General features: G+C 43.8%; 24 protein-coding genes and 1 pseudogene. 13 read left to right on the forward strand and 12 right to left on the reverse strand.

Annotated features, from left to right (window positions below; translation table 11 throughout):
• Positions 1-145: pseudogene (locus tag G5T77_RS06595) on the forward strand (IS30 family transposase); the annotation flags it as partial.
• Positions 146-212: 67 nt separating this feature from the next.
• Here G5T77_RS06595 and G5T77_RS06600 read toward each other — a convergent pair.
• On the reverse strand, positions 213-1,925 hold the full coding sequence (locus G5T77_RS06600) for an electron transfer flavoprotein-ubiquinone oxidoreductase (protein ID WP_166138030.1): 1,713 nt from the start codon (positions 1,923-1,925) through the stop codon (positions 213-215).
• Positions 1,926-2,112: 187 nt separating this feature from the next.
• Here G5T77_RS06600 and G5T77_RS06605 point away from each other — a divergent pair, with 187 nt between their 5' ends.
• The 5 genes from G5T77_RS06605 (at position 2,113) to G5T77_RS06625 (ending at position 6,541) form a co-directional block, all read left to right on the forward strand.
• A complete protein-coding gene (locus G5T77_RS06605) occupies positions 2,113-2,724 on the forward strand; it encodes a DUF1285 domain-containing protein (protein WP_159123934.1) in 612 nt (203 codons plus the stop codon).
• 49 nt (positions 2,725-2,773) lie between these two features.
• On the forward strand, positions 2,774-3,652 hold the full coding sequence (murI, locus tag G5T77_RS06610) for a glutamate racemase (RefSeq protein WP_166138033.1): 879 nt from the start codon (positions 2,774-2,776) through the stop codon (positions 3,650-3,652).
• A gap of 115 nt (positions 3,653-3,767) precedes the next feature.
• Entirely contained in the window at positions 3,768-4,796 is a 1,029-nt protein-coding gene (locus G5T77_RS06615) for a DUF4062 domain-containing protein (protein ID WP_166138036.1), read from the forward strand.
• Positions 4,797-4,861: 65 nt separating this feature from the next.
• The gene (gene hemH / locus G5T77_RS06620) at positions 4,862-5,875 is read left to right on the forward strand and encodes a ferrochelatase (RefSeq protein ID WP_166138039.1); all 1,014 of its coding nucleotides are present in this window, start codon (positions 4,862-4,864) and stop codon (positions 5,873-5,875) included.
• A gap of 21 nt (positions 5,876-5,896) precedes the next feature.
• Entirely contained in the window at positions 5,897-6,541 is a 645-nt protein-coding gene (locus G5T77_RS06625; RefSeq protein WP_166138042.1) for an MBL fold metallo-hydrolase, read from the forward strand.
• A 32-nt stretch (positions 6,542-6,573) separates the two neighbouring features.
• On the opposite strand, the gene G5T77_RS06630 is transcribed toward G5T77_RS06625, so the two are convergent.
• Together G5T77_RS06630 and G5T77_RS06635 are read right to left on the reverse strand one after the other, a co-directional pair.
• The gene (locus tag G5T77_RS06630) at positions 6,574-6,756 is read right to left on the reverse strand and encodes a hypothetical protein (protein WP_004781764.1); all 183 of its coding nucleotides are present in this window, start codon (positions 6,754-6,756) and stop codon (positions 6,574-6,576) included.
• A 154-nt stretch (positions 6,757-6,910) separates the two neighbouring features.
• Entirely contained in the window at positions 6,911-7,087 is a 177-nt protein-coding gene (locus G5T77_RS06635) for a DNA gyrase inhibitor YacG (RefSeq protein WP_166138045.1), read from the reverse strand.
• An 84-nt stretch (positions 7,088-7,171) separates the two neighbouring features.
• Between G5T77_RS06635 and G5T77_RS06640 the strand changes: the two genes are divergently transcribed.
• Both G5T77_RS06640 and G5T77_RS06645 read left to right on the forward strand, forming a co-directional pair.
• Positions 7,172-7,816, forward strand: a complete 645-nt coding sequence (locus G5T77_RS06640) for an SAM-dependent methyltransferase (protein WP_171521881.1) — start codon at positions 7,172-7,174, stop codon at positions 7,814-7,816.
• Positions 7,817-7,819: 3 nt separating this feature from the next.
• Positions 7,820-9,022 (forward strand): TIGR03862 family flavoprotein, encoded by a 1,203-nt coding sequence (locus tag G5T77_RS06645; protein WP_166138051.1) that lies wholly within the window; start codon positions 7,820-7,822, stop codon positions 9,020-9,022.
• Positions 9,023-9,105: 83 nt separating this feature from the next.
• On the opposite strand, the gene G5T77_RS06650 is transcribed toward G5T77_RS06645, so the two are convergent.
• The gene (locus tag G5T77_RS06650; protein ID WP_005232438.1) at positions 9,106-9,684 is read right to left on the reverse strand and encodes a hypothetical protein; all 579 of its coding nucleotides are present in this window, start codon (positions 9,682-9,684) and stop codon (positions 9,106-9,108) included.
• Between the two features lie 15 nt (positions 9,685-9,699).
• Positions 9,700-10,476, reverse strand: a complete 777-nt coding sequence (locus tag G5T77_RS06655) for a class I SAM-dependent methyltransferase (RefSeq protein ID WP_166138054.1) — start codon at positions 10,474-10,476, stop codon at positions 9,700-9,702.
• Between the two features lie 113 nt (positions 10,477-10,589).
• On the opposite strand from G5T77_RS06655, the gene G5T77_RS06660 reads away from it, so the two are divergent.
• The 3 genes from G5T77_RS06660 to G5T77_RS06670 all read left to right on the forward strand — a co-directional run bounded on the left by G5T77_RS06660 (position 10,590) and on the right by G5T77_RS06670 (position 13,225).
• A complete protein-coding gene (locus tag G5T77_RS06660; protein ID WP_166138057.1) occupies positions 10,590-11,861 on the forward strand; it encodes a hypothetical protein in 1,272 nt (423 codons plus the stop codon).
• Positions 11,862-11,984: 123 nt separating this feature from the next.
• A complete protein-coding gene (locus G5T77_RS06665; protein WP_005232434.1) occupies positions 11,985-12,179 on the forward strand; it encodes a hypothetical protein in 195 nt (64 codons plus the stop codon).
• Positions 12,180-12,271: 92 nt separating this feature from the next.
• The gene (locus G5T77_RS06670) at positions 12,272-13,225 is read left to right on the forward strand and encodes a 2-hydroxyacid dehydrogenase (RefSeq protein ID WP_166138060.1); all 954 of its coding nucleotides are present in this window, start codon (positions 12,272-12,274) and stop codon (positions 13,223-13,225) included.
• Positions 13,226-13,263: 38 nt separating this feature from the next.
• On the opposite strand, the gene G5T77_RS06675 is transcribed toward G5T77_RS06670, so the two are convergent.
• The 6 genes from G5T77_RS06675 to glyQ form a co-directional block, all read right to left on the reverse strand.
• Entirely contained in the window at positions 13,264-13,782 is a 519-nt protein-coding gene (locus tag G5T77_RS06675; protein ID WP_166138063.1) for a hypothetical protein, read from the reverse strand.
• A gap of 108 nt (positions 13,783-13,890) precedes the next feature.
• On the reverse strand, positions 13,891-14,370 hold the full coding sequence (locus tag G5T77_RS06680) for a hypothetical protein (protein ID WP_166138065.1): 480 nt from the start codon (positions 14,368-14,370) through the stop codon (positions 13,891-13,893).
• 235 nt (positions 14,371-14,605) lie between these two features.
• Entirely contained in the window at positions 14,606-14,995 is a 390-nt protein-coding gene (locus tag G5T77_RS06685; RefSeq protein ID WP_159123919.1) for a hypothetical protein, read from the reverse strand.
• A gap of 75 nt (positions 14,996-15,070) precedes the next feature.
• On the reverse strand, positions 15,071-16,843 hold the full coding sequence (locus tag G5T77_RS06690) for an AAA family ATPase (RefSeq protein ID WP_166138068.1): 1,773 nt from the start codon (positions 16,841-16,843) through the stop codon (positions 15,071-15,073).
• 86 nt (positions 16,844-16,929) lie between these two features.
• The gene (glyS, locus tag G5T77_RS06695) at positions 16,930-18,999 is read right to left on the reverse strand and encodes a glycine--tRNA ligase subunit beta (RefSeq protein WP_166138071.1); all 2,070 of its coding nucleotides are present in this window, start codon (positions 18,997-18,999) and stop codon (positions 16,930-16,932) included.
• The gene (gene glyQ / locus G5T77_RS06700) at positions 18,999-19,988 is read right to left on the reverse strand and encodes a glycine--tRNA ligase subunit alpha (protein ID WP_005232423.1); all 990 of its coding nucleotides are present in this window, start codon (positions 19,986-19,988) and stop codon (positions 18,999-19,001) included. Before glyQ ends, glyS begins: the two co-directional genes overlap by 1 nt.
• Positions 19,989-20,302: 314 nt before the next feature.
• Here glyQ and G5T77_RS06705 point away from each other — a divergent pair, with 314 nt between their 5' ends.
• Together G5T77_RS06705 and G5T77_RS06710 are read left to right on the forward strand one after the other, a co-directional pair.
• Positions 20,303-21,130, forward strand: coding sequence for a transglutaminase family protein (locus G5T77_RS06705; RefSeq protein ID WP_166138074.1), 828 nt, complete (start codon positions 20,303-20,305; stop codon positions 21,128-21,130).
• Between the two features lie 198 nt (positions 21,131-21,328).
• The gene (locus tag G5T77_RS06710) at positions 21,329-22,438 is read left to right on the forward strand and encodes an HPP family protein (protein ID WP_034704289.1); all 1,110 of its coding nucleotides are present in this window, start codon (positions 21,329-21,331) and stop codon (positions 22,436-22,438) included.
• Positions 22,439-22,511: 73 nt separating this feature from the next.
• On the opposite strand, the gene G5T77_RS06715 is transcribed toward G5T77_RS06710, so the two are convergent.
• Positions 22,512-23,921, reverse strand: a complete 1,410-nt coding sequence (locus G5T77_RS06715) for a DASS family sodium-coupled anion symporter (protein WP_166138077.1) — start codon at positions 23,919-23,921, stop codon at positions 22,512-22,514.
• Positions 23,922-23,967: the final 46 nt, after the last annotated feature.

Raw genomic sequence — 23,967 nt, forward strand, 5'->3', positions numbered from 1 at the left:
AAAATCATCATCGTTTGATGGCGTGTCAAACGAACAAATAGAGCAGATAGAGTTTGCACTCAACCATCGTCCTAGAAAAACACTAGGTTGGTATACACCGAGTGAAGTTATGGCTGGTTTTTATACTGTTGCACTTGCCGCTTGAATCCGCCATATAAAAAAGCCTCTAAAATAATTAATTATTTTAGAGGCTTATGCAAGCTAATTAAGCATTACATATTAGGGTAGTTCGGACCACCGCCACCTTCCGGTGTTACCCAGGTGATATTCTGAGATGGATCTTTGATGTCACAGGTCTTGCAGTGTACACAGTTCGCTGCGTTGATCTGGAAGCGTTTCGAACCGTCATCATTTTCCATGATTTCATACACACCTGCCGGGCAGTAGCGCTGTGCAGGCTCATCCCATTTCGGTAAGTTGACATCTACCGGAATCGAAGCATCGGTCAGTTTCAAATGTGCCGGCTGGTTTTCTTCATGTACCGTGTTCGATACAAACACTGAAGACAGACGGTCAAACGTCAGCTTACCATCCGGTTTTGGATAGTTCGGCTTGAAGTTCACTGCATCAACTGTTTTCAGAGTTTTAAAGTCTGGCATCAGGTCATGCAGGGTAAATGGTACTTTAAACACGTTCTGGTCGATGAAGTTGAATGCACCACCCATCCATTGACCGAACTTGTGCATCGCAGGGCCAAAATTACGCGCGCTATACAGCTCTTCTTTCAACCAGCTATTGTTGAACTTGTCTGTATAAGATGTGAGTTCTTTCACGAAGAAGTCTTCACCCTCGGTCACACGCGCAATCGCCAGATCACCGCCTTTTTCTACACCGGCAGCAATCGCTTCAAAGACTGCTTCACCGCAGAGCATGCCGGATTTCATGGCAGTGTGTGAGCCTTTGATCTTGGCAAAGTTCAGGAATCCTGCATCATCACCAATTAAAGATCCACCCGGGAAGGTAAATTTCGGCAGGGAGTTAAAACCACCTTTAGTTATGGCACGCGCACCATAAGAAATACGCTTACCGCCTTCCAAGTACTGTTTGATCAGTGGATGGGTTTTCCAGCGCTGCATTTCCATGAATGGATACATGTGTGGATTTTCATAAGAAAGATCCACGATCATGCCCAGAGTCACCTGGTTGTTTTCAGCGTGGTATAACCACCAGCCACCTGAAGAACCGGTTTCAGATAAAGGCCAGCCCGCACCGTGCATTACCAGACCTGGTTTGTGTTTCGCTGGATCAATTTCCCACAGTTCTTTAATCCCGATACCGTAGTGCTGCGGATCAGCATCTTTATCCAGGTTGAATTTCTGGATCAGGCGTTTACCTAAATGACCACGGCAGCCTTCAGCAAAAATCGTATATTTGGCATGCAGCTCATAACCTGGCGCAAAGTTATGCGTCGGTTCGCCATCTTTGCCAATCCCCATATCACCGGTTTGAATACCTTTCACCGTACCATCTTCATGATACAGAATTTCTGAAGCAGCAAAGCCTGGGAAGATCGATACTTCCAGCTCTTCAGCTTTCTGGCCTAACCAGCGCACCACATTACCGAGTGAGATGACATAGTTGCCATCATTGTGCATGGTTTTCGGTACCATCCAGTGCGGTGCTTCTTGTGATTTTTCATCTGAAAGAAGGAAGAAAGTTTTATCTTCTGTCACTGGCACATTTAAAGGTGCACCTTCTTCTTTCCAGTTCGGGAATAGTTCGTTCATGGCACGTGGTTCAAGCACAGCACCCGAAAGAATATGTGCACCGACTTCGGAGCCTTTTTCTACGACACAAACGGACAGATCATTTAAATTGTTTTCAATTGCAAGTTGACGGATCTTGATTGCAGCAGACAGGCCGGCAGGACCCGCACCTACGATCACAACGTCAAACTCCATCGATTCACGTTCGATGTGTTCCATGTAGGACTCCTCATATTTCTATTCGGTGGCAACCATAATCGGATGATTGGGTGCTGCCATGAGTGTTCTGAATTCCTAGACACAAAAATAGTAGTGTCTTTAAGCATCTGGGCTAGTATAGTTTTAAACCCAGGTTAAGCCAATTGGCTGAAACATATTATTTTTCCGTCATTAAGGTCTTCTTTATATGAATAAGTCAGCACCCGATAAAAATCCGACGAAAAAAGTAGCTTCTAGCGATGATAAAAATTTAATGGATATCGCACAATACTTAAAAGATGCACAGGGCAGTCACAAAAGGTCAATCCCGCCTTTGGATCAATGGCAGCCAAAGCATTGTGGCGCAATGGATCTCAAGGTTTTGGCCAATGGAGAATGGTGGCACGAAGGTCAATTGATCAAGCGTCAGCCGATGATAGACTTGTTTTCCACGGTACTCTGGAAAGAAGAAGGAAAATTCTATCTAAAGACGCCGGTTGAAATGATTGAAATCGAGGTCGAAGATGAACCTCTGTTTGTAAATCAGGTCGATCAGGTCAAGATTGAAGGCAGGACTTACCTGCAACTGACCACCACGACTCAGGACATCATTATTGTCGATAGCGAACATCCTATCTTTATGCGTCAGTATCAGGATGAATTGCGCCCTTATGTGCATGTGCGTTTTGGAATCAATGCGCTTATTCAGCGGGCTGCTTTTTTACATCTGGTGGAGATGGGCGAGCTTGGTGAAAATGCTGCTGGAGAGACGGTTTTAAGCTTGAAAAGTGGTGATTTAGACTTGCATTTAAGCACCTGAGGTTTAAGCTTTGTCGCAAGGTCATTTGAAACGAGCAACTAGCAACGTTATGAGCGCTATCCAACCGATTTATCCCTTAGTAGATCCCATGCCTAAAGCCAGTGCTGATGCACCTATCGGGATTTTTGATTCTGGTGTGGGAGGGTTGTCGGTTGCTTTGGAAATTGCCCGGTATTTGCCCAATGAACGCTTTGTTTATTATGCCGACACGGCTTACGTACCTTATGGGCCCCGTAAAGATCAGGAAATCCGTGACCTAACTGCGCGAGCGATTGAATGGCTGTATCGTGAAGGCTGTAAAGTTGCAGTCGTTGCCTGTAATACCGCTTCTGCATTTAGCCTGGATTATTTACGTGAGCATTATGGTGAAAACTTTCCTATCATTGGACTGGTGCCAGCGCTCAAACCTGCAGTCCTCAATACCCAATCCAAAACGGTGGCCGTTCTGGCCACACCTGCAACCTTTCGTGGCCAGCTGATTAAGGATGTCATGACCCGTTTTGCCGAGCCGGCACAGGTCAAAGTAATTCCGGTGACCTGTCTGGATCTGGTGCCTTTTGTAGAAGCCGGTCAGCAGATGAGTCCTGAGTGTCTGGCGACATTAACTCAGATTTTACAACCGGTTGTTGATCAGGGTGCTGATTATTTAGTGCTAGGATGTACACATTACCCCTTCCTAAAATCGTCAATTCAGTATATTTTTGGTCAAAAGCTGACATTAATTGACTCAGGATTCGCGGTTGCGAGACAAACGGCCCGAATTTTGATCAAAAATGGGTTATTATTTGAACATGAGTGCAAGGACAGTCTAAAAATCCGACTTGTGGTTAGTGGTCAAAATGCTGAACAGCTCCAGCCGATTTTAGGGCATCTGATTCCAGCCGATATTAAATGGCAGGTCAGCAATATGGAGACAGAAGTCAGCTAGGCGACCGTCACTCATCTTATAATTTTGAAAGATATATTTTTATACTGGGGTCGTCATATTGTGTCAGGGCAGGGTTTAGCCGGCCAGATCAATGTGCAGTAAAAGAGGATAACCAATGCTCGATAAACGTTATCAGGTGTTTATCTCCACCTCTGGTGCAGAAATGCAGCCAGAGCGGATCATCTTGTCACAAACTTTGGTCGGCATGGGTTTCTTTTCCTGGGGGCTGGAACAACGCACTCCTTTAAATACTGCATTTGCACGTCGCCAGATTGATGATTGTGATTATGTGGTGATTCTGCTGGGTAGCCAGTATGGCGAGCAGTCGGTTTCCGGTGTAGGTTATATGCATCTGGAATACATTTACGCTGTGACCAAGCAGAAACCGATTATTGTGTTTATGCATGAAGATCCGGCTTCACGTGATCCTTCCTTGCACGATGCGAAACCTGAATTACAAGAAAAATTTAAAGAATTTCGTCAGTTATTGCAGCAGGAAGCTGATCAGGTCTTTTGCTATCGTACCTTGCGCGATCTGGAAATGGCGGTACGTTTGAACATGCCGCAAATGCTGGAACGTTATCCAGTAAGTGGCTGGGTACGTCCGCAGAATACTCAAGCCTTGCATGACGAGATTGACCAGCTCAAAGCCAAAGTGGCCCAACTGGAACGCGATGGGGGGACACGTGAAGTGGATCCTTTCCTGAGCCTGCCGAAAGTGTCTATGCATGAAGTTTTCTCCTTCGAATACCGTATGCATGCCTATCAGGATGGTAACTTTAAAGAGCTGAAAGTTCAGAAGAGACTGACCTGGGCACAATTGCTGGCTATTCTCGGTTCTACCTTCATTAATCCGACGCCGGAGGAATTTTTCTCCAAGCGTATGAATGAGTATTTGAATGAAACCGGTCTGGAAGATGCACGAGCGGAAATGCCGCGCGCGCATGCTGTAGCCCGTGCCCAGATTAATATTCGCGCCTTGCATAGCCTGAAATTGCAGATGCGCCAGAATGACTGGATTGTGCCGTCAGGCCGTGATGACCGTCAGCGTCTGCTTTGGCAGATTACGCCTAAGGCACAAAAACTGCTGGATAGTAACTTGCTGGATAAAGATCGTACTTTTCAATATAAGTCAGTGTATTAATCCATATAGAGAATAAGTAAAAAGCTGTTAAAGTAAGCGGGTTGATACCACGACGGGCGTACTGCATGTTTTCTACAGCTAAACCGAAAGTTACAATTATATTGGCAAATTTAGGCACACCTGATGCACCGACTGTGCCGGCAGTACGCGATTTCCTGAAGCAGTTTTTATCTGATCAGCGTGTCATTGAAATTCCCAAGCCGATCTGGCAACTCATCCTGCGTTTATTTATTTTACCGTTCCGTCCCAAGCGAGTTTCCCAGGCTTATGCACAGGTCTGGGGTCAGGATTCACCGATGCGTGAGATTCTGCTGCAGCAGGTGAGTCAAGTAAAGGCCAAACTCATTGAACAATATCCGCAATTTGAACTGAATGTGGTGCCTGCCATGACTTATGGCAATCCTAATATTCAGGGTGTTCTTGATCAGATTTCGGCTCAACCGCAAGATCATATTATTCTGTTTCCGTTATTTCCCCAGTATTCAGCGACCTCTACCGCACCTCTGTATGATGCAGTCGCAAAATGGGTGCTGAAACAGCGCAATTTACCTGGTCTGTCGATTATCCGCGATTATTATCAGCATCCCTTATTTATTCAGTCACTGGCACAAAGTGTTCGGGATTATCAGGCGATTCATGGGCAGCCGGAAAAACTATTGATGTCATTTCATGGTATCCCGCAGCCCTATGCCGATAAAGGTGATCCTTATGCGGATCGTTGCCGGATCACAGGCAAACTGGTTGCAGAAGCTTTAGGTCTATCTGAAGATCAATATGCAATTAGTTTCCAGTCCCGGTTTGGTAAACAGGAGTGGGTTAAGCCTTATACGGATGCCTTAATTGAAGAGTGGGGCAAACAGGGCGTGAAATCAATTCAGGTGATGAGTCCGGCTTTCTCGGCTGACTGTTTAGAAACACTGGAAGAGCTGGCCATGGAAAATGGGGAGACCTTCAAGGCCAATGGCGGGGAAAGCTACAGTTATATTCCGGCTTTGAACAACCGTGAAGATCATGTGCAATTGCTCAATACGCTGTTACAGGCTAATCTTGAAGCATTGAACCAGACGCTTGCCCATTAATCTTTTGAGGTTTCTTATCCTATGTTACAAGTCAAAATTGTTCCTGTGACTGCATTTCAGCAAAACTGCTCGATTCTTTGGGATAGCGACAGTAAAGAGGCTGTTTTGATTGATGCAGGGGGCGAACCTGAAAAATTAAAAGCGGAAGTAGAAGCACTGGGCTTAACGGTCAAGGCTTTATGGCTGACTCATGGCCATCTCGATCATGCTGGAGCAGTTGGTGCTTTAAAAAAAGTTTGGGATGTGCCGGTGATTGGTCCGCATAAGGACGATGCATTCTGGTTAGATATGATTCAGGAAGTGTCTGCCCGTTACGGTTTTCCGATTCCGGAAAAAGTAGAAGTCACGCAATGGCTGGAAGGTGGAGAAGTTCTCAAACTGGGTGATGAAGAGTTTGAAGTACGTTTTGCCCCGGGCCATACTCCAGGTCATGTAATGTTCTATAACAGGAACCATGCTTTGTTATGGACAGGGGATGTACTGTTTAAAGGCTCAATTGGACGGACAGATTTTCCGCGTGGCGATTACCAACAGCTACTCGATTCAATCCAGCGCGAATGTTTTAGTCTGCCGGATGAAACCCGGTTTATTTCAGGACATGGTCCGATTAGTAATATTGGTTTTGAAAAACAGCATAATCCTTTCGTTGCGGGAAAAGCCGGTTAAAGTAGGTGAAAAGATCAGCCTAGCTGGTCTTTTTATTTGCTAAAAGGATTATTTAAAGACTGACGGGTTTGTGCGTAGATCAGCCAAGTCATAATGGCAAGGAGAATTCCAACAACAATAAATAAGCCATCCTGTTGGAAAATGCCTATCCCTAATGACAATATCGCAAGTATTCCTACCCCAATTAAAATGATCTTTAGAATAATGTAGCCCATGTTCTTGCTCTAAAATAATGTGATATTTCTGCGTAAGAACATAGTATTAAACTGGCATATGTGCTGTTAACTTGTGTTGGTTTTCTACAAGCCTTTTATAAAAATCATGTGATTATTTAGGATATGCTTAATGTGATAGGATATTTTAAAAGGTTCAGTCTTCTTCAGAAGATTCAGCTGCGGGAGCATCTTGGGTTGGCAGTTTGTATTCCTCACTGGCCCAAGCGCCTAGATCAATCATTTTGCAGCGTTCCGAGCAGAAAGGACGAAATTCATTATTTTCCCAAGTGGTCAGTTTGCCACAGCGTGGACATTTTAAAGTGGTTGACATCAGCGCACTCCCTAGAAAAATAAAGCTTCGATTAGGCAAATATAACTGCACTTGTTAGACTTATACAGTTTTTATTAGTTTGATCTGATTATGTCGATTCGTCAATTTCAAGCACAGCGTATGCATGCGCCTCGTGATTTCCAAAGTATCAGTTCTGAACCGGTTTGTGTGGAAATCGGTGCGGGCAAAGGTAAACACGCATTGCTCTTTACCCAGATCAATCCAGACAGCAAGCTGATTGCGATCGAACGGACTCGAGAGAAATTTTTAGCCATGCAAAAACAGCATGCGCTGGAAGGACAGCCGAATTTACAGACGGTTCATGCCGATGCCTTGCCCTGGATTGTGCATGCACTCTATCCAGCACAAGTGGAACAGTTCTTTATTTTATATCCGAACCCTGAGCCGCATAATCCGGCACAGCGCTGGCTGAATATGCCATTTTTTGAGTTTTTATTATCGCGTTTAAAAACCGGTGGCACGATCACTTTAGCCAGCAATATTCCTGAATATATTGATGAAGCAGAACAGCAGGTTCAAAACCTGTGGAAGCTGCCTTTCGTTAAAGAAGTCATTGGCCAAGACTCGGCAAGAACTCATTTTGAAATTAAATATCTAGAGCGTGGTGAGTTGTGCCAGCAATTGATTATTAGTAAACCGGAAGGCTATACAACACGTTTTGATGAGTTTCAGCCGCTACAAGGGCAGAATGCGAGTTCAGCGGAATAAGCCATGACGAAGCACATTGCAATTGTGGGTGCTGGCCCGGCAGGCTTGATGGCTGCAGAAGTTCTGAGCCAGTCTGATTATGAAGTTCATGTGTTTGAACAGAAGCCTTCGGCTGCCCGTAAATTCCTGATGGCTGGGAAAACCGGCCTAAATATTTCTCATGCCGAACCCGTCGAGCAGTTTGTGCAGCGTTATGATCAGGTAGACTGGTTAGAACCTTGGATCAAACGCTGGGATGCGATATGGATTCAAAACTGGATGAAAAATCTTGGCATTGAACCTTATATTGGTTCTTCAGGTCGAGTTTTTCCTACAGAAATGAAAGCCGCTCCACTATTGCGTGTCTGGTTAAAACGTTTAACTGAGCAAGGGGTACAATTTCATTATCGTCATCAAATTCTAGATCTGAAAAATCATCAGCTACAGATCCATGATTTAAAAAATGATTGCGCATTCACAGAAAACTTTGATGCGATTGTTTTGGCTTGTGGTGCAGTGTCATGGTCAAAACTCGGCAGTGATGGGAAATGGCAAGCATGGCTTGATTGCAGCGAGATTGAACCTTTTCAAGCCAGTAATGCGGGTGTGGAATATCCATGGTCCAAGTTTATGCAGCCAATCTTCGGTCAGCCCCTAAAACGGGTCGAGGCTTGGGTTGATGGCGGTGACAAGACCATGGGAGATATCGTGATCAGTCACTATGGTCTGGAAAGTGGTCTAATCTATAAACAGGACCGGGGACTGCGTCAACAGCTGAAACAGGGTCAGCCAATGCAGCTGAATCTGGATCTTTTTCCGGATCAAACCTTAGAGCAGCTGGCTAAAAAATTACAGCCAAGTAAAAAGCAGTCTTTGAATAATATCTGGCGGAAAGCAGGTCTGGATGGTGCAAAAGCTGCTCTGGTGCGTGAACTGTTACCAAAGCCACTTTGGCAAAATGCTACTGAATTAGCACAGCAGATTAAGCAATTAAAAATTCCTTTAACAGGTTTCCGTCCTATACAGGAAGCGATTAGCTGTGCAGGTGGCGTTAAACGCGAGGTTCTGTCAGAGCAGCTTCAGCTTAAATCCAATCCACATGTGTTCTTATGTGGTGAAATGCTGGACTGGGATGCGCCTACGGGTGGTTATTTGCTGACAGCCTGTTTTGCCACTGGACGTGCAGCCGCAGAAGGGGTGCAGCACTATTTAGTTCAAGCTCAATAATACGCATTCATCAGAAAGTGAAAGTTAAATCTTAGAACTGCATATAAAATTTCAGGAAGCGTCCGCTTCCTGAAATGTATTATTTATTGTGCTGGGGCTTTATTTGCGGTGGTCATCTCTGGATATTGCGAACGCCAGCGTTCCAGTTGCTCTTGGGCATGTAGATATTTGCCCAGACCTTTTACATTTTCACTGGCTTCATTTACGGTAGAGGCCTGAGATTTCGGACTATTCACCAGTTTTTCCTGATGTTCCCAGTATTGATACATCAAACCCTGAATATAACGGCCCTGTTCAGTTTTAAGCTCCAGATCTTTGAGCATATTTAGCGAAGACTGGACATGATCGCGTTGACGTTGCTGGACAAATTCCGGAGTCAGATTGTCATCATTGCGCATGCCATTGAGCTCAGCTTCCAGATCCGCGCTCATTTCCTGAAAACGTTCTTCATAGTCATTCAAGACAGCAATATCATGGGGATCATCTTCCGTTTTAGGGAAGTTTTTTACGGGTCCAGTTTTCAATTCCTGCATGATTTCCTCTGATGCAGAGTCTTCTGTTGCCTGCTGTTCTACAGATTGTGAACTTTTCTGGTCACAGGCCATCAAAAACATGGCGGCAGTGAAAAGTGCAGTTCGTGACATCAATTGAATCGTGTGCATGATTGAATCCTGTTCCTAATTATTTTTTTTGAATACATAAACATAGGTGACATAAGGGAAATTAATCATATCTTCTGCACCTTTGTCCGTATAATTTTTGATAATTTGTTCGAATTGCTGCTTGAGCTGCTGTTGCTGTTCTTTTGGAAGTGCGGCAATAAAGCTGGTTGACAATAAGCGTTTGGAAACCACCTGCTCGACAGGGCCATGCTGCAGCTGGCGCATTTGCGTTTCAGCATAAGGCTGAAAGAGATTCTGTTCTTCAAATACTTTACGCCAGGCACCACTATGATAGCGTGGCGTATCACCTTCCAGTGGCGCAATACAATCTGCCAGGGCTTTGACCCAGTCGACTGTAATATCACGCTGGTTCCAGACCAGTACCAGAAAGCCTTGAGGTTTCAGTACCCGATCCAGCTCCTTTAAGGTTTCCAGATTGGCAAACCAGTGAAATGACTGTGCACAAAACACTGCATTCACGCTATGATCGGTCAGGGGAAGCTGGTGGCTCATCCCTTCAAGGGTATGAATATCCGGATGTGCCAGTTTTAACTGGGCCAGCATCTCAGGGACAGGATCAATGGCGGTGATGTGGCTGCTGAGCGGACGCAAATAGGGAATAAATTTACCTGTTCCTGTTCCCAAATCAACAAGATCTGCATCTACAGGCAATGACAGTGTCTCGGTAAGCCATGGGCTAAGATCTGCCGGATAGTCAGGGCGTACCTGCTGATAAAGCTCAGCCGCTGTACTAAACCCTTGTTGAGCTGCAGGATGCAGTGATTGTGTCATATTTTGCGCTTTTTAATCTTTTTCATCGATATAAAATAGCATATTCACTTTTTCGGCCCTATTCATTGAGTGAATTGTTGCCGAAAAGTTAGATTCACCAGCACGGGAAAGTTATGGATAAGCAGATTGTTTTTGAAGATGAGCATATACGCGCAATTTTTATGCCGGGGTCATCTTCAGAATTGATTTTTTCATTTGGAGATTTGATTACCCGTGCCAAGGGCTTGAGCATCAATGCCGAAAAATCATTAGCGAAATTTGAATTTAATGTTTTGGGAATCATGCCCAAACATAAATCTTGGTTTCCAAAAAGTTCCATGTGGAACATGTTGCAAGCCATTGCCGAGCTGATTGCACCGTTTCAGCAGCGCATTGCCTATGGTGGCTCCATGGGTGGCTATGCTGCGATTAAATATTCCAATCTGCTGAATGTTCAGCGAGTGGTGGCGATGGTGCCGCAATATTCGATTGATCCGGAAGATGTCGAAGATGCCCGCTACAACATGTTTTACCAGCCCGAGCTGAATGAAGGCATGCGGATTGAGGCAGAAGATGTCAGTCCGGAACGGGAATATATTCTGGTATATGACCCGTATTGCACCGAAGACCGGGTACATTACCTGAAACTAGAAGCCGTACTTCCGCAGCATCATGTACTGCATCTGCCATTTACCGGCCATGACGCCATCGCTGTTCTGGCCAGTTCCGAGCTGTTGTATGACTTTTTATTGCATGAATATGATGAAAGTTATTTCTACCAGAAAATGCGTCGGGTCAAGAAAAACAGCAAGTTCTACTATCGCAAGGTGATTGAGAATATCTTGCCGAGGCATCGTTTTGCTTTAGGACGTATCCTGAAAAATAATGACCTATTGCTGGATACTCAATTTTTTGATGCAGCCCAGAAACAGGTGATTTTGCGTGAATTGCTGAGTAATAAACAGGTCGATCAGCAGGATCTGCTCAAGCTTGGGATTCACGTCAATCTGCCGCAGGAAAAGCGCCAGTTATTGCTGGATGCCTATGGACATGCACTGGTCTTTAATGTGATCAGCAACAAGATCGAAAGCTATACCGGTGATGCGATTGCACTGAACCATAAATTCCTGATTCCAATCTATGCCAAAGGTAATGGCTTGCTGACCATCAATCTGAATGATGAACGTTATCTGGTAGTGATGAATGACCGGCATATCATGAAACTGGTCAAGGAGCAGGATGAATTAAATGTAGGCATGCATCCGATTATTATGAAACGCTATGCTGATTTTTATATGTTCAGCTATAAACATCTGAATTTGCATACAGATGAATACGGCGCTTCCGGTTTCGTTGACGCAAGCGACAAAAATACACAGTTTGTGACACAAAGTGAAATGAACTAACCAAAAAATTTATCTAAAAAAACAAATACTTGACTTATGTTTGCTAAGACCTAATATGGTCTTAGGCGGTATGAGAAATAGTCACACCGCTCCCGGTTGTTTATATGACAAGGGAGTAAATATATGCAATCCAAACAAGTTACAAGTATTTGTTTTATTCTTGGACTGATGCTGCCTAATTTTGCACACGCGGAAAGTGTGCATCCTGCAGTGATCTTGCTCAGTTCTTCTCTTATTTTTCTGATCTTTCTGAGTGTATATGTGATTTATAAGGTGCGCCGTTCTCTGCGTAACCATATTGATAAGTCTGTAGATTAACCACTTCTGACAGTAAGTTGCTTGAAAACCCTGCAGGACTTGTTTTAAATGGCAATCAAAATAAATTGTCAAACAAGGTTGAGGGTAAAGCCATGAAAGCCGCTTATTTAGATTATGCTTCTTTAGACCAACAGGATTTGGACTTTCAGGCACTTCATGCAGTATTTGACCAGCTGGTCTTATACCCGGCCACATCGGCTGCTGAGATTCAGTCTCGTGTAGCCGATGTCGATGTCATTATTACCAACAAAGTCATGATTGACGCGGCAACCATCCAGCAATGCCCTCAACTGAAACTGATCCTGATTTCTGCTACGGGCACCAATAATGTCGATCTGGCTGCGGCCAAGGCATGTGGCATTGTGGTGTGTAACTGTCAGGCTTATGGCACCTCTGCCGTCGCTCAGCATACCCTTATGCTGATGCTCAATCTGGCCACTTCATTTTTAACCTATCAACGTGCAGTACAGCAGGGCAAGTGGCAAAAAGCCAGCCAGTTCTGTCTATTGGATGCACCTATTGTGGAGCTGGCAGGCAAGACCTTAGGTATTGTCGGTTATGGTGAGTTGGGCCATGCTGTTGCCAGACTGGCTGAAGCCTTTGGTATGAAAGTACTGATTGCCGCTTTGCCCAACCGCCCGGCAGATGACTCTCGTATTCCAATTGCCGATTTATTGCCACAAGTGGATTTTTTAAGCCTGCATTGCCCTTTAACGGAAGATACCCGTCATTTAATCAGTCATGCCGAATTGGACGCGATGAAACCAAGTGCATTTTTAATTAACTGTGCGCGTGGTGGAATCGTCGATGAACAGGCTTTGGCTCAGGCCTTACGCGAAGGCAAAATTGCCGGTGCTGCGACGGATGTGCTTACCGTGGAGCCTCCGAAAGAGGGAAATGTATTGCTCGATGCCTCAATTCCAAATTTGATCGTTACACCGCACAATGCCTGGGGCAGTGTCGATGCCCGTCAACGCATTGTGGATCAGATGGTTGAAAATGTAGCAGCCTTTAAGCAAGGTCAGCCCATCCGTCAGGTAAATTAAAAACTGCCAAATAAAAACTAAATGCTGATTAAATTCGATCAGCATTTTTTTCGGTTTTCTGGCGTGATGTATTTATCCAACAGTTTTAAAAATTCACTCTGAACCAGTGCAGACCGGGGATTAAAGATAATCTCCTGATAAACTCGCTTAAATTCGGGTACCCATTCATCGGGACGCTTGTCATAAGATGTTCGATAATGGGTTTCAAACATATAAATCAGATGATTCTGCGAAAAATAAGCCGTTCGATAGCTATAAATGTCGTCGCCCTGAGTCCCGATTCTTAATTTACACATATCCTTGATCTGATACAGGTCGGCATTATTGCCAGAGGCGGGCCTAAATTCAGCTTCCTCTAGGTGTTCTATATGCTGGATTTTCTCGCCTTCGGTTTTGTGGTTATAAGAGGCAGCACTAGACAGGCTCGGGATTGAGGATAATTCGTCATCAATGGCAGCAAGTGAGGTCACGGTTTCACCTGAAACCAGTAAAGTGATGTATAGAATAGCTACGCCACACAAAATACCGACGATAAAGCTGAAAAGAATTTTTCTCATTTTTATTATCTTCTCATGATTTTATTTGAGCTCAGTCTAAAGAAAGACTCAGATATCTTCAATGCTTAAAAGAAAAAGCCCGTAATGGGCTTTTTTCAATGTGATGATTTAGAGATCATCTACTGCATAACTGGTCGCTGTACCGGAACTTGACTGGGGCTGTGATACCGATGAATTTTGAGTCGCGGTAGATGGTTGACTCAAAGGCTGCTGCACGATCGGTGCCTGTTGTGAATTGCCGCGCCAGACTTCACGGGTCTGCTGAATTTTCTGACCTGTTTGCTGTGCTGCCTGAGTCGCACCCTCATCTACTTTCTGGATGGTATCTGATGCCGCAGACTTGGTATTGCCCCAGGCACGGTCTACACTCGGTTTGATTTTGGCAATGCCTTTTTCAGTGACTTCACCTACTTTTTCAGCAGTATTGATAACACCTTCCTGTGCTTTATAGGCAAACACATGCAGCAGGTTCGGATTCTCACCATAAGGCGCAATCGGTTTGGTAGTCTGAGTAGTTTCGGTCTGTGCAAATACAGGTGCGCAGAACATTAAAGCTGTCGTTAAAATAATTGGGGTTTTGATATTCATTATGGATCGACCTCGAATTCGTCAAAGAGCGGTCTGAGTTTGGTTTTCAGTGTAACGGATAATCAGCCAAAAACAATGAATAAGCTGTGAAGAGAGTATAGGTTCAGCGTAGTTTGATGCGAGGATTTTATAATTTTTAAGGGGAAGAAAAATTAGGTCAAATCAGAAGAAAGATTAAATTTCTGTTCATTCAAATAAATAGCCCCATTTTCATGATGAAAACAGGGCGATTTGTTTAGTCACATTGAGTCAGGGCATCTTTGGCAAAATGATTGCGCAGAGTTACAAAGTTCTTTTGTACCGCCGCATCATGCAGGTCAAATTTTTGTGCGGTGCTGGTTCCGTCGCGCTGGAAAGTTGCTGAGCCGGCATCAATCAGGGTCATGCCTTTAAATGACCATTGTTCAACTGAACGGTTGTTGCCGATGTCGCCAGTAAATTCAATCACGCATTTGTCGAGGAATTTGGTCAGTTTCGCCTTATTGTTGGTAGTTTCTGGAATAACTTCTAGATTTTTTACTTCCTGTAATACACCCAGTTCCAGTTGTGGAATGGTGGGTTGAGATGTACATGCTGTAAGTGCGATACCCGCAAGAGTCGTCATAATGAGTGTTTGAAATTTCATGCGCTTCTTTCTTGTTGAGTGTTGTTAGGGTGAGTATATGAAATATATAGGGATATGCCTATAGTTACTCCACTTTTAGCTAATCCACTCTATAGCATCTCTCAAATGTTCGTAATCACTTACTAATTCTTCAATAGATTCATTATTTATAAGAGCAGTATTAAATCTACGCCATTCTTGTTCTCTTTTAGAATTAAAACCATAAACAGCCTCAATATCTCCTGTACACCATATGTATATGCCTTTAACTTTTAGAGAATTATGAATGTTTTTTAGTATGGGTTTGGCTTCAGGTAGTTGAGCTAGAGTTTTAAACTTTTTTGCACCGATTTGTCTTAAGGACGAACAGTCTTTGACATGATCCTGACAAATATTCAAATCAGGTAAGTCCTTATTTCTCTCTACTAAACTTCTAAACTCTTCAAAATAATGAGCATTAGAATCATCAATTAGATCCCAATCCTTACAATTACCGATAAAGTCAAGATCTGTAAGAATTCTTGAAGGAATTCCAAGAGCACCTAAAACTTTTTGAATAGGTAAAAGACTGGTTTTACTATCAGCAGAAACTAGAGATAGTTTTTTGAGATGAAAAGGGCGTTTATGTATTTTAGTATATATGTTAGGAAGAACTCTAAGCTCAGTTTTTCCTTCTACTAAAAGGACTTCATCACTAAAAAATATTTGAGAAGCATTATTTAACTTAAATACTTCATAAAAATGACTAGGATACTTAGCATTAAGAGATTCGATAATTTCTGAAATAGGCTTTCTTGCTTGTGTGCCTAACTCTGGAGATTTATGAATTTGTAAAGCATTAATTGCATGTTCAGAGGACAAAAGACTTGCGGAATGCGTAGAAAATAAAATCTGGTAACCTGAATTACTGAGAGTCATTAATGCATCACGTACAAGTTCAATAGTTGTAGGATGTAAATAGAGTTCAGGTTCATCAATACAAATAATAGTATTTGATCTTCTTGAGCTAGGATTCTTTTGCTGTAAGTCAGCCAAATATCTAATAAGAGCCATTTGGATTGAGCGCTGAGTACCGTGCCCAAAATTATTAAAATCTCTTTCTGTATGTGTATCTTCAAATATTTTCAAAGTCCCACTTTTAAAAATATCTTCGATGGTTGGGGTTGGGAAATGCAGCTTTACCGATATATTTGGAAAAAAGTCATTAATTATTTCATTTATACCTGTATCGACTTTACTCAATGCAGGAATTCTATTACTTCCATCATGTGATAAAAGATTAGAAACAGATTCCAAACTTGTTATAAAATCTTGTTGATAGTTTTCTTGAATCTCTAAAGAAATCAGTTCAAGAAGTTTAGATATTGCTGTCCCACTTTTATTTTTTGTTGAATCCTCATGAGCATCTGTCATGGCTTCAATATGAATGAATTTTGGAAAAATTTTTATAATTGATTGTTCAATACCGGAAGGGATAGATTTCCACTCCTTACCATCAAATAAGGTAGCAACTATCTTCTGTTTTTCATTTCTATCGAGGAAGGTTCTTCTTTTAATTTTTAATTCTTCATTTTGTATAAATGGTCGAAGCTTATTTGCATGATCCTCTTCTAATAAATTTAATAAGTCATCTTTGATGTTGGTTAGGAGAGCTGTTACTTCTATGGGTTCTTCACAATTATTTGCATTTGCATAGTAGTTAAAAGATTTAACACTTAAGCCTTCTAAAAGAAATTTAATAGCCAAAAGAATATTTGATTTACCCGCATTGTTATAACCAATTAGAGCGGTGAAATTTTTTAAACATACCTGAGTATCTTTACATGACCTAAAATTCAAAATCTCCAATTCTTTAATAATTACACTCATTATCAGCCCTAATATATTGTTTATAAAAATAAAAAACCCCGCTAATGTTATAGCGGGGTTTCGTGTATTTTACAACCAATTAGGTTTTAGTGTTGAAGTACTGAAATATCTGCAACTTTAGTGAACAGGTCACGAAGCTGAGCAAGTAGACGTAAACGGTTCGCTTTCAAGTTAGCATCATCCGCCATCACCATTACACCATCAAAGAATGCATCTACTGGTGCGCGTAAGGCAGCCAATGCAGATAACGCAGCAGTGTAATCTTTAGAAGCAAACAGCGGCTCAACCACTGGTGTGATTTTCGCAAGTTCAGCAAATAATGCTTTTTCAGCATCTTCCACCAGATTGGCTTCAACCACAGCACCTTCAGGCGCAGCTTCTTTAGCCAGAATATTCGCCACACGCTTGTTCGCAGCAGCCAGTGCAGCAGCTTCAGGCAATGCACGGAAGTGATTTACCGCATTTACACGCTTGTCAAAATCAAGAGGTGATTTAGGTGACAGTGCTTGAACAGCCTGGATCACGTCAACATCAACGCCTTGGTCTTCGTATTTCGCACGGTAACGACCTTCAAGGAATGCAACTGCATCTGCCAAAGTCTTGTCGTGGTCTTTCAATACATCGCCATAAGCAGCTAGAGCCAGTTTGATCAGGTCTTCAATGGATACATCAAGTTCGTTTTCAGTCACCAGACGCAGGATACCAATCGCAGAACGACGTAGCGCAAATGGGTCTTTAGAACCTGTTGGTGCCTGACCGATACCGAAAATACCAGTCAAGGTATCTAAACGATCCGCAAGGGCAATCGTTGTACCCGTTTTGGTTTTAGGCAGAACGTCACCAGCAAATTTAGGTAAATACTGCTCACCTAAAGATTCAGCCACTTCGTCATTTTCGCCTTCAAGACGTGCGTAGTAAGTACCCGCGATCCCTTGAAGTTCCGGGAATTCACCCACCAACTCAGAAGTTAAGTCACATTTAGCAAGCAGAGCCGCTTTTTCAGCATCTTCAGCTTTGGCACCGGTAATCGGAGCCAGCGCGACAGCCAGTTTGGCAATACGTTCAGACTTGTTCCACAAAGTACCCAGTTGTGCCTGGAATACCATGTTGGCCAGTTTCTCTTTACGAGACGCAAGCGGTTGTTTCTGGTCTTGCAGGAAGAAGAATTCTGCATCTGACAGACGCGGACGAACTACTTTTTCGTTACCTTCAATGATTTGAGTCGGATCTTTAGACTCAATATTAGAAACGGTAATGAAGTAAGGCTGTAATTTGTTTTCAGCATTCACCAGACAGAAATACTTCTGGTTGTCCTGCATGGTAGTGATCAGCGCTTCTTGTGGAACTGCAAGGAAGCGTTCTTCGAAGCTGGCACGTAATGCAACCGGCCATTCAACCAGTGCAGTGACTTCGTCACGGAGATCCGCAGGAACAATGGCAATCGCATTCACTTCATCAGCCAGTACTTTGACTTGCTGATCGATGATTGCTTGACGCTCTTCAAAAGACGCAATCACTTTCGCAGCGCGCAGGGCATCCAGATACGCATCTGCATTGGCCAGAATAATCGCTTCAGGCGCATGGAAACGGTGGCCATAAGTCAAGTTGCCTGCTTTATGATCCTGAATGGTTGCATCAATCACATTGCTGTCTTTTAACAAGACCACCCATTTTACCGGACGAACGAATTCAGTACGGCTAGCAGCAGAACGCATGCGTTTTGCAATTGGCAATTGATCCAGAGCATGTTGCAGGATTTGTGGCAGTAAAACGTCCAGACTTTGGCCTTTCACATCTTTCAGGTAGCAGACTTTTTCAACTTTACCGGCCTGGAAAGTAGACACCTGATCAACCGTAATGCCTTGACCGCGCATAAAGCCTTCAAGTGCTTTGGTTGGTTTGCCTTCAGCATCATAAGCCGCTTGCACAGCAGGACCGTCAAAACGTTTTTGCGTATCCGCTTGAGCAGCATCAACATTTACGATTTTAAGTGCCAGACGACGTGGCGCTGCATAAGCTTCGATCGCATCGAAAGCCAGACCCGCATCTTTTAAGCCTTTTTCAGTTTCAGCTTTTAAAGCATCACGTAATTTTTTCAGGCTTTTTGGAGGAAGTTCTTCACAGCCAAGTTCAAATAAAACTGTATGTTTAGACATTATTTGTTCTCCGCTGATTTTTCTGCTTGAGCCGCTTCTGCTTCTACTTGAGCTTTAAGCTGAGCCAGGACTTCGTCACGTAGGTGAGGTTCTGCCATTGGGAAACCAAGTTTCGCACGTGCTGCTACATAACTGGTCGCAATTGAACGTGCCAAAGTACGCACACGCAGAATATAACGCTGACGTTCAGTCACAGAGATCGCGCCACGCGCATCTAACAGGTTAAAGCTGTGTGATGCTTTAATCACTTGCTCATAAGCAGGTAATGGCAGTTCAGCTTCGATTAAACGGGTCGCCTCAGCTTCGTAGAAATCGAACAGTTCGAACATTTTTTCTACTGGTGCATATTCGAAGTTATAAGTCGATTGTTCTACTTCATTTTGATGGAACACATCGCCATACGTCACAGTACCGAACTGACCTTTGGTCCAAACCAGATCGTAAACTGAGTCTACACCTTGCAGATACATCGCCAGACGTTCCAGACCATAAGTGATTTCACCGGTTACTGGGTAGCATTCAACACCACCGACTTGCTGGAAGTAAGTGAACTGAGTCACTTCCATGCCGTTCAGCCAAACTTCCCAGCCTAGACCCCATGCGCCCAGTGTTGGAGATTCCCAGTTATCTTCCACGAAACGGATGTCGTGAACTAAAGGATCAATACCGATTGCCTTTAAAGAATCTAGGTAAAGCTGCTGGATGTTGTCCGGGTTTGGCTTAAGCACAACCTGGAACTGGTAATAATGTTGCAGACGGTTCGGGTTCTCACCATAACGACCATCTTTCGGACGGCGTGATGGCTGAACATAAGCAGCATTCCAGGTTTCGGGACCTAACGCACGAAGGAAAGTTGCAGTGTGGAATGTCCCTGCACCCATTTCCATGTCGTAAGGCTGTAACACGACGCAGCCTTGCTCCGCCCAGTAGTTTTGTAAGGCAAGAATTAAGCCTTGGAAGGTATCAATATGCGATATGGCGCGACTCATGGTCATCCACTTAAAATTAGAGAAAAATTGTGCTTGATTATAAGGATTTTACAGGGGAGTGGCAAAGGGTTAATACGCTGAAAATATTTTGGAAAAAATTAAAATGGTCTTCATTCATGCCAGATTTTGCGCGGCTTTGCTGCAATTTTATGCTGGAATAGCAATGGGATGAGATCCAAAAATCAGGAATAAATCAGATGTATAGCATCCTGTTCACTGAAGCGCGATAAAGTTAAACTGATCTCATACGATTGCGGTCTTAGAATTAGTTTAATCTTCACACAATATAATAATGCCTAATAATAAGGAACTTCATGACCACTTACCAAATTCAGTGCCATTTAAAATACAAGATTGTGCAACCTACCGAATTTATTTTTATGGTTCAGGTCGCCCATCATCCCGATCAGAATATTCTCGGAGAACAGCTCACTATGAATATGCCGGTCAAGTGGCATGAATTTCAGGATGCTCAGCATCAAAACCGTCATATCCGGTTGCAACTCGAATCCTGTGAGGCATTTGAACTGAACTATAGCGCGACAGTTACCCGTCAGCCGAGCATTCCGAATGATCTGAGGCAAAACTTGAGTGAAGTCAAAATTCCAGACCTGCCGGATGAAGTACTACCTTATTTGCTGGCCAGCCGCTATTGCAATTCAGATTTATTACTAGAAATGGCGAAACGTTCATTTGGCTGGATGATACCCGGCTATACGCGTGTAAAAGCCATCGAACAGTGGATTTATAACAATATTTTTTATGTCTCTGGCTGTTCTGATCAGTTTACGACTGCGACAGATGTGCTGGTCCACCGAGCAGGTGTATGCCGTGACTTTGCTCATTTGGGCATTGCGCTGTGTCGTGCTTTAGGAATTCCGGCACGCATGGTGGTCGGTTATGTGGAAATTGAAAAATTTTTACCCGATTTTCATGCCATTTTTGAAGCCTATCTGGAAGGAGGGTGGGTGCAGTTTGATCCGACCCGTTTAGCCCCGGTCGACGAGCTGATTCGCATTGGTACTGGGGTAGATGCCGGAGATGTAGCATTTTCAACCTATTATGGTCAGGTCGAGCTGCTCAAAATCGAACCTCTGATTAAATCTGGTTCTCATAGCGAAGCTGAGACTAAAATCACCTGACATGAATGATCTTATTGAAAATCCTATGAGAGATTGAATAGTAAAATAGGACTAGATGGATGGTTTTTCTCTGGTGTGTGACTTAGCTTTTTAAACAGCATCCATTTAAGTGTAATTAAAAGATATAAAATAAATACATCTTTAAAGCGACTAGTTTTATAATGCGCAAAATCTGTAAACATTAAAATCAGGCGCGCCGTGTTCCATTCCAATCTCGACTGGCTCAATACCTTAAAACCGAATTTTAAAGTTCTTCCACTCAAGGACCGTTTACTCTGCGGTATTGGGGCACTACTGGGTCTCACGGTATCATCATTACTGAGTTTATGGATTCTGGGTGATTTTGAAGCCTGGTATATTGCGCCGATGGGGGCCTCATCTGTGCTGCTGTTTGCAGTTCCGGCCAGTCCCTTGGCACAGCCCTGGAATATTCTGGTAGGTAATACTATTGCTGCGGTAGTGGGTGTGACCTGTGCCTTGTTTATTGCCAGTCCGACGGAAGCTTTTAGTCTAGCGGTAGCTTTGGCTATTATCCTGATGATGACCACCGATTCCCTGCATCCACCGAGTGGTGCTGTGGCTATTACGGCGGTACTCGGCGGCAATGCGGTGCATGAACTCGGCTATGCTTTCGTTTTCTATCCGGTGCTGCTGAATTCGATCTTATTGATGGTAATTGCGATCGTCTTTAATCGAATGATTGGCAAGCGTTATCCGCAGCAGGCGCAATTGAATACCCGCTCCAAAGATCCGACCCCGACCCAGAAAGTCACTATTCAGCCGCAAGATATTCAGGAAGTACTAGATCAGCAAACCGAGCTGCTGGACATTAGTGAATATGACCTGCAAAAGATTATTCTGGAAGCGCAGGACCGAGCCAATGCCCGTGCGGTCAACCAGTTTACCTGTCAGGACATTATGACTAAAGACGTGGTGACCCTGCATGCCAATGATAATATTCAGCATGCACTGGATAAATTTAAAGAAATGAACCTGATGAGCCTGCCGGTGGTTAATGCGGAAGGCAAGCTGGTGGGAACGCTGGCCATGTATCAGGTGGTAGAATGGTTTAAACGTGCTGCAGATGTGCGCAGCAGCTGGGAACATCAGGTCAAACATATTATGACCCGCAAGGTAGTCACAGTGCAGCCATTGCAGCCGATTCAGGATCTGGTGCCCTATTTTGTGGAACGTTCTTTTAACTATATCCCGGTAGTGAGCGAGCAGCGTCTGGTCGGAATTATTAGCCGCGCAGATATTATCGCTGCCCTGAATCAGGAACTGAACCATTTTAAAATGAGAGCTTAAAGCTGTTTTGAATAGTTCTGAAAAAAAAGCACCCTCGGGTGCTTTTTAATTTGGAATCTGGATTTATTTAAACTTAGATAAAGAACCAGTAAATAAACAGGGAAACCAAGAAAATACACATGATATTCAGGACAAAGCCGACTTTCATCATTTCACTTTGTTGAATATGGCCAGTACCAAACACAATCGCATTCGGTGGTGTCGCCACAGGTAGCATGAAGGCACAAGAAGCCCCAATCCCGATCACAATCACCAGAATCTCTTTAGGCATACCCATCTGGTCGGCAATGGCGGCAAAGACCGGAACCAGTAAGGCAGCTGAGGCAGTATTACTGGTAAATTCAGTCAGGAAGATGATGAAGGTTGCCACAACGAAGATAATTACGAGAGGCGAGGAGTCACCGAAAGCATTTGCCAGTGTTTGACCTAAAACCAGAGAACTGCCTGAATCCTTCAAGACAGCACTTAAGGTCAAGCCGCCACCAAACAGATAGAGCACGCCCCAATCGGTATTTTCAGCAACCTGTTTCCATGTAGCCGTACCCAGAATCACCACCAGACAGGCTGCCAGAATCGCGATCCAGGTATCAGGCTGTGAAATACCGAAATTTTCAGTCAATTTTTTACTGAAAATCCAGGCCATCGCCGTACAGAGGAACAACACCATCGTCGCAATACGGGTGGTGGTCCAGGGAATATTTTCGGTGACAAAATTCACCTTATGATTCAGCTTTGGACGCAGCACCAGATACAGACTGATCAACATTGCTGGCAGGATGATGAACATCATTGGTAGGCCGACTTTCATCCAGTCAGCGAAGTCATAACCGAGGGCTTTGGCTGCAATCGCATTCGGTGGAGAACCGACGATAGTGCCCAAGCCACCAATACTGGCTGAGTAGGCAATCCCGAGCAGAATAAATACAAAGGTTTTACGTTCTTTTTCGGCATCCAGATGCGCAAGTAAACCCAGCGCCAGAGGCAACATCATAGCTGCGGTGGCGGTATTGGAAATCCACATCGACAGGGCAGCAGTTACTAAAAAGATAGCCAGTACCGAAGCACCGAGATGTCCACCGGAGAGCGAGATAATCCATGTGGCAATCTTCTTGTCCAGTTTCTGGATATGCAGCGCCGTAGCCAAAGCAAAACCACCAAAAAACAGGAAAATCACGGGATCGGCAAAGGTAGCGAGTGCTGCCTGCATGCTAATCGGTACCAGTTCATCACCATCTGCCATCGGCATACTCAATACAACCGCCAGTACCGGTATGAGTAGGGCTGTAATCGTAATATGCAGGGCTTCGGTCAGCCATAGAATGGCGATAAAGGTCAGTAGGGCCAATCCCTTATTGGCATTTTCGTCATAGGGTAAAATATGATACAAGCCATAAGAGATCACGGCAGCGATCACAATTAAAATCCAGCCTTTGCGAATTCCTTTTGGCATGGCATTAGTCGGGGTGCGTAAAGGGTCGTTCATACAACCTCCTTGCTCAACTTTTTTATTTAAAAGCGTTTTTGAAATT

Source organism: Acinetobacter sp. GFQ9D191M (genome assembly GCF_011174875.1).
Classification (GTDB): domain Bacteria; phylum Pseudomonadota; class Gammaproteobacteria; order Pseudomonadales; family Moraxellaceae; genus Acinetobacter.

Coding starts and splice junctions, on each gene's coding strand:
- G5T77_RS06665 (WP_005232434.1), top strand. CDS start 11,985: ATGCAATCCAAACAAGTTACAAGTATTTGTTTTATTCTTGGACTGATG.
- G5T77_RS06650 (WP_005232438.1), bottom strand. CDS start 9,684: ATGCACACGATTCAATTGATGTCACGAACTGCACTTTTCACTGCCGCC.
- glyQ (WP_005232423.1), bottom strand. CDS start 19,988: ATGAGTCGCGCCATATCGCATATTGATACCTTCCAAGGCTTAATTCTT.
- G5T77_RS06660 (WP_166138057.1), top strand. CDS start 10,590: ATGGATAAGCAGATTGTTTTTGAAGATGAGCATATACGCGCAATTTTT.
- G5T77_RS06635 (WP_166138045.1), bottom strand. CDS start 7,087: ATGTCAACCACTTTAAAATGTCCACGCTGTGGCAAACTGACCACTTGG.
- G5T77_RS06685 (WP_159123919.1), bottom strand. CDS start 14,995: ATGAAATTTCAAACACTCATTATGACGACTCTTGCGGGTATCGCACTT.
- hemH (WP_166138039.1), top strand. CDS start 4,862: ATGTTTTCTACAGCTAAACCGAAAGTTACAATTATATTGGCAAATTTA.
- G5T77_RS06670 (WP_166138060.1), top strand. CDS start 12,272: ATGAAAGCCGCTTATTTAGATTATGCTTCTTTAGACCAACAGGATTTG.
- G5T77_RS06705 (WP_166138074.1), top strand. CDS start 20,303: ATGACCACTTACCAAATTCAGTGCCATTTAAAATACAAGATTGTGCAA.
- glyS (WP_166138071.1), bottom strand. CDS start 18,999: ATGTCTAAACATACAGTTTTATTTGAACTTGGCTGTGAAGAACTTCCT.
- G5T77_RS06675 (WP_166138063.1), bottom strand. CDS start 13,782: ATGAGAAAAATTCTTTTCAGCTTTATCGTCGGTATTTTGTGTGGCGTA.
- G5T77_RS06655 (WP_166138054.1), bottom strand. CDS start 10,476: ATGACACAATCACTGCATCCTGCAGCTCAACAAGGGTTTAGTACAGCG.
- G5T77_RS06680 (WP_166138065.1), bottom strand. CDS start 14,370: ATGAATATCAAAACCCCAATTATTTTAACGACAGCTTTAATGTTCTGC.
- G5T77_RS06645 (WP_166138051.1), top strand. CDS start 7,820: ATGACGAAGCACATTGCAATTGTGGGTGCTGGCCCGGCAGGCTTGATG.
- G5T77_RS06600 (WP_166138030.1), bottom strand. CDS start 1,925: ATGGAACACATCGAACGTGAATCGATGGAGTTTGACGTTGTGATCGTA.
- G5T77_RS06615 (WP_166138036.1), top strand. CDS start 3,768: ATGCTCGATAAACGTTATCAGGTGTTTATCTCCACCTCTGGTGCAGAA.
- murI (WP_166138033.1), top strand. CDS start 2,774: ATGAGCGCTATCCAACCGATTTATCCCTTAGTAGATCCCATGCCTAAA.
- G5T77_RS06715 (WP_166138077.1), bottom strand. CDS start 23,921: ATGAACGACCCTTTACGCACCCCGACTAATGCCATGCCAAAAGGAATT.
- G5T77_RS06625 (WP_166138042.1), top strand. CDS start 5,897: ATGTTACAAGTCAAAATTGTTCCTGTGACTGCATTTCAGCAAAACTGC.
- G5T77_RS06605 (WP_159123934.1), top strand. CDS start 2,113: ATGAATAAGTCAGCACCCGATAAAAATCCGACGAAAAAAGTAGCTTCT.
- G5T77_RS06630 (WP_004781764.1), bottom strand. CDS start 6,756: ATGGGCTACATTATTCTAAAGATCATTTTAATTGGGGTAGGAATACTT.
- G5T77_RS06690 (WP_166138068.1), bottom strand. CDS start 16,843: ATGAGTGTAATTATTAAAGAATTGGAGATTTTGAATTTTAGGTCATGT.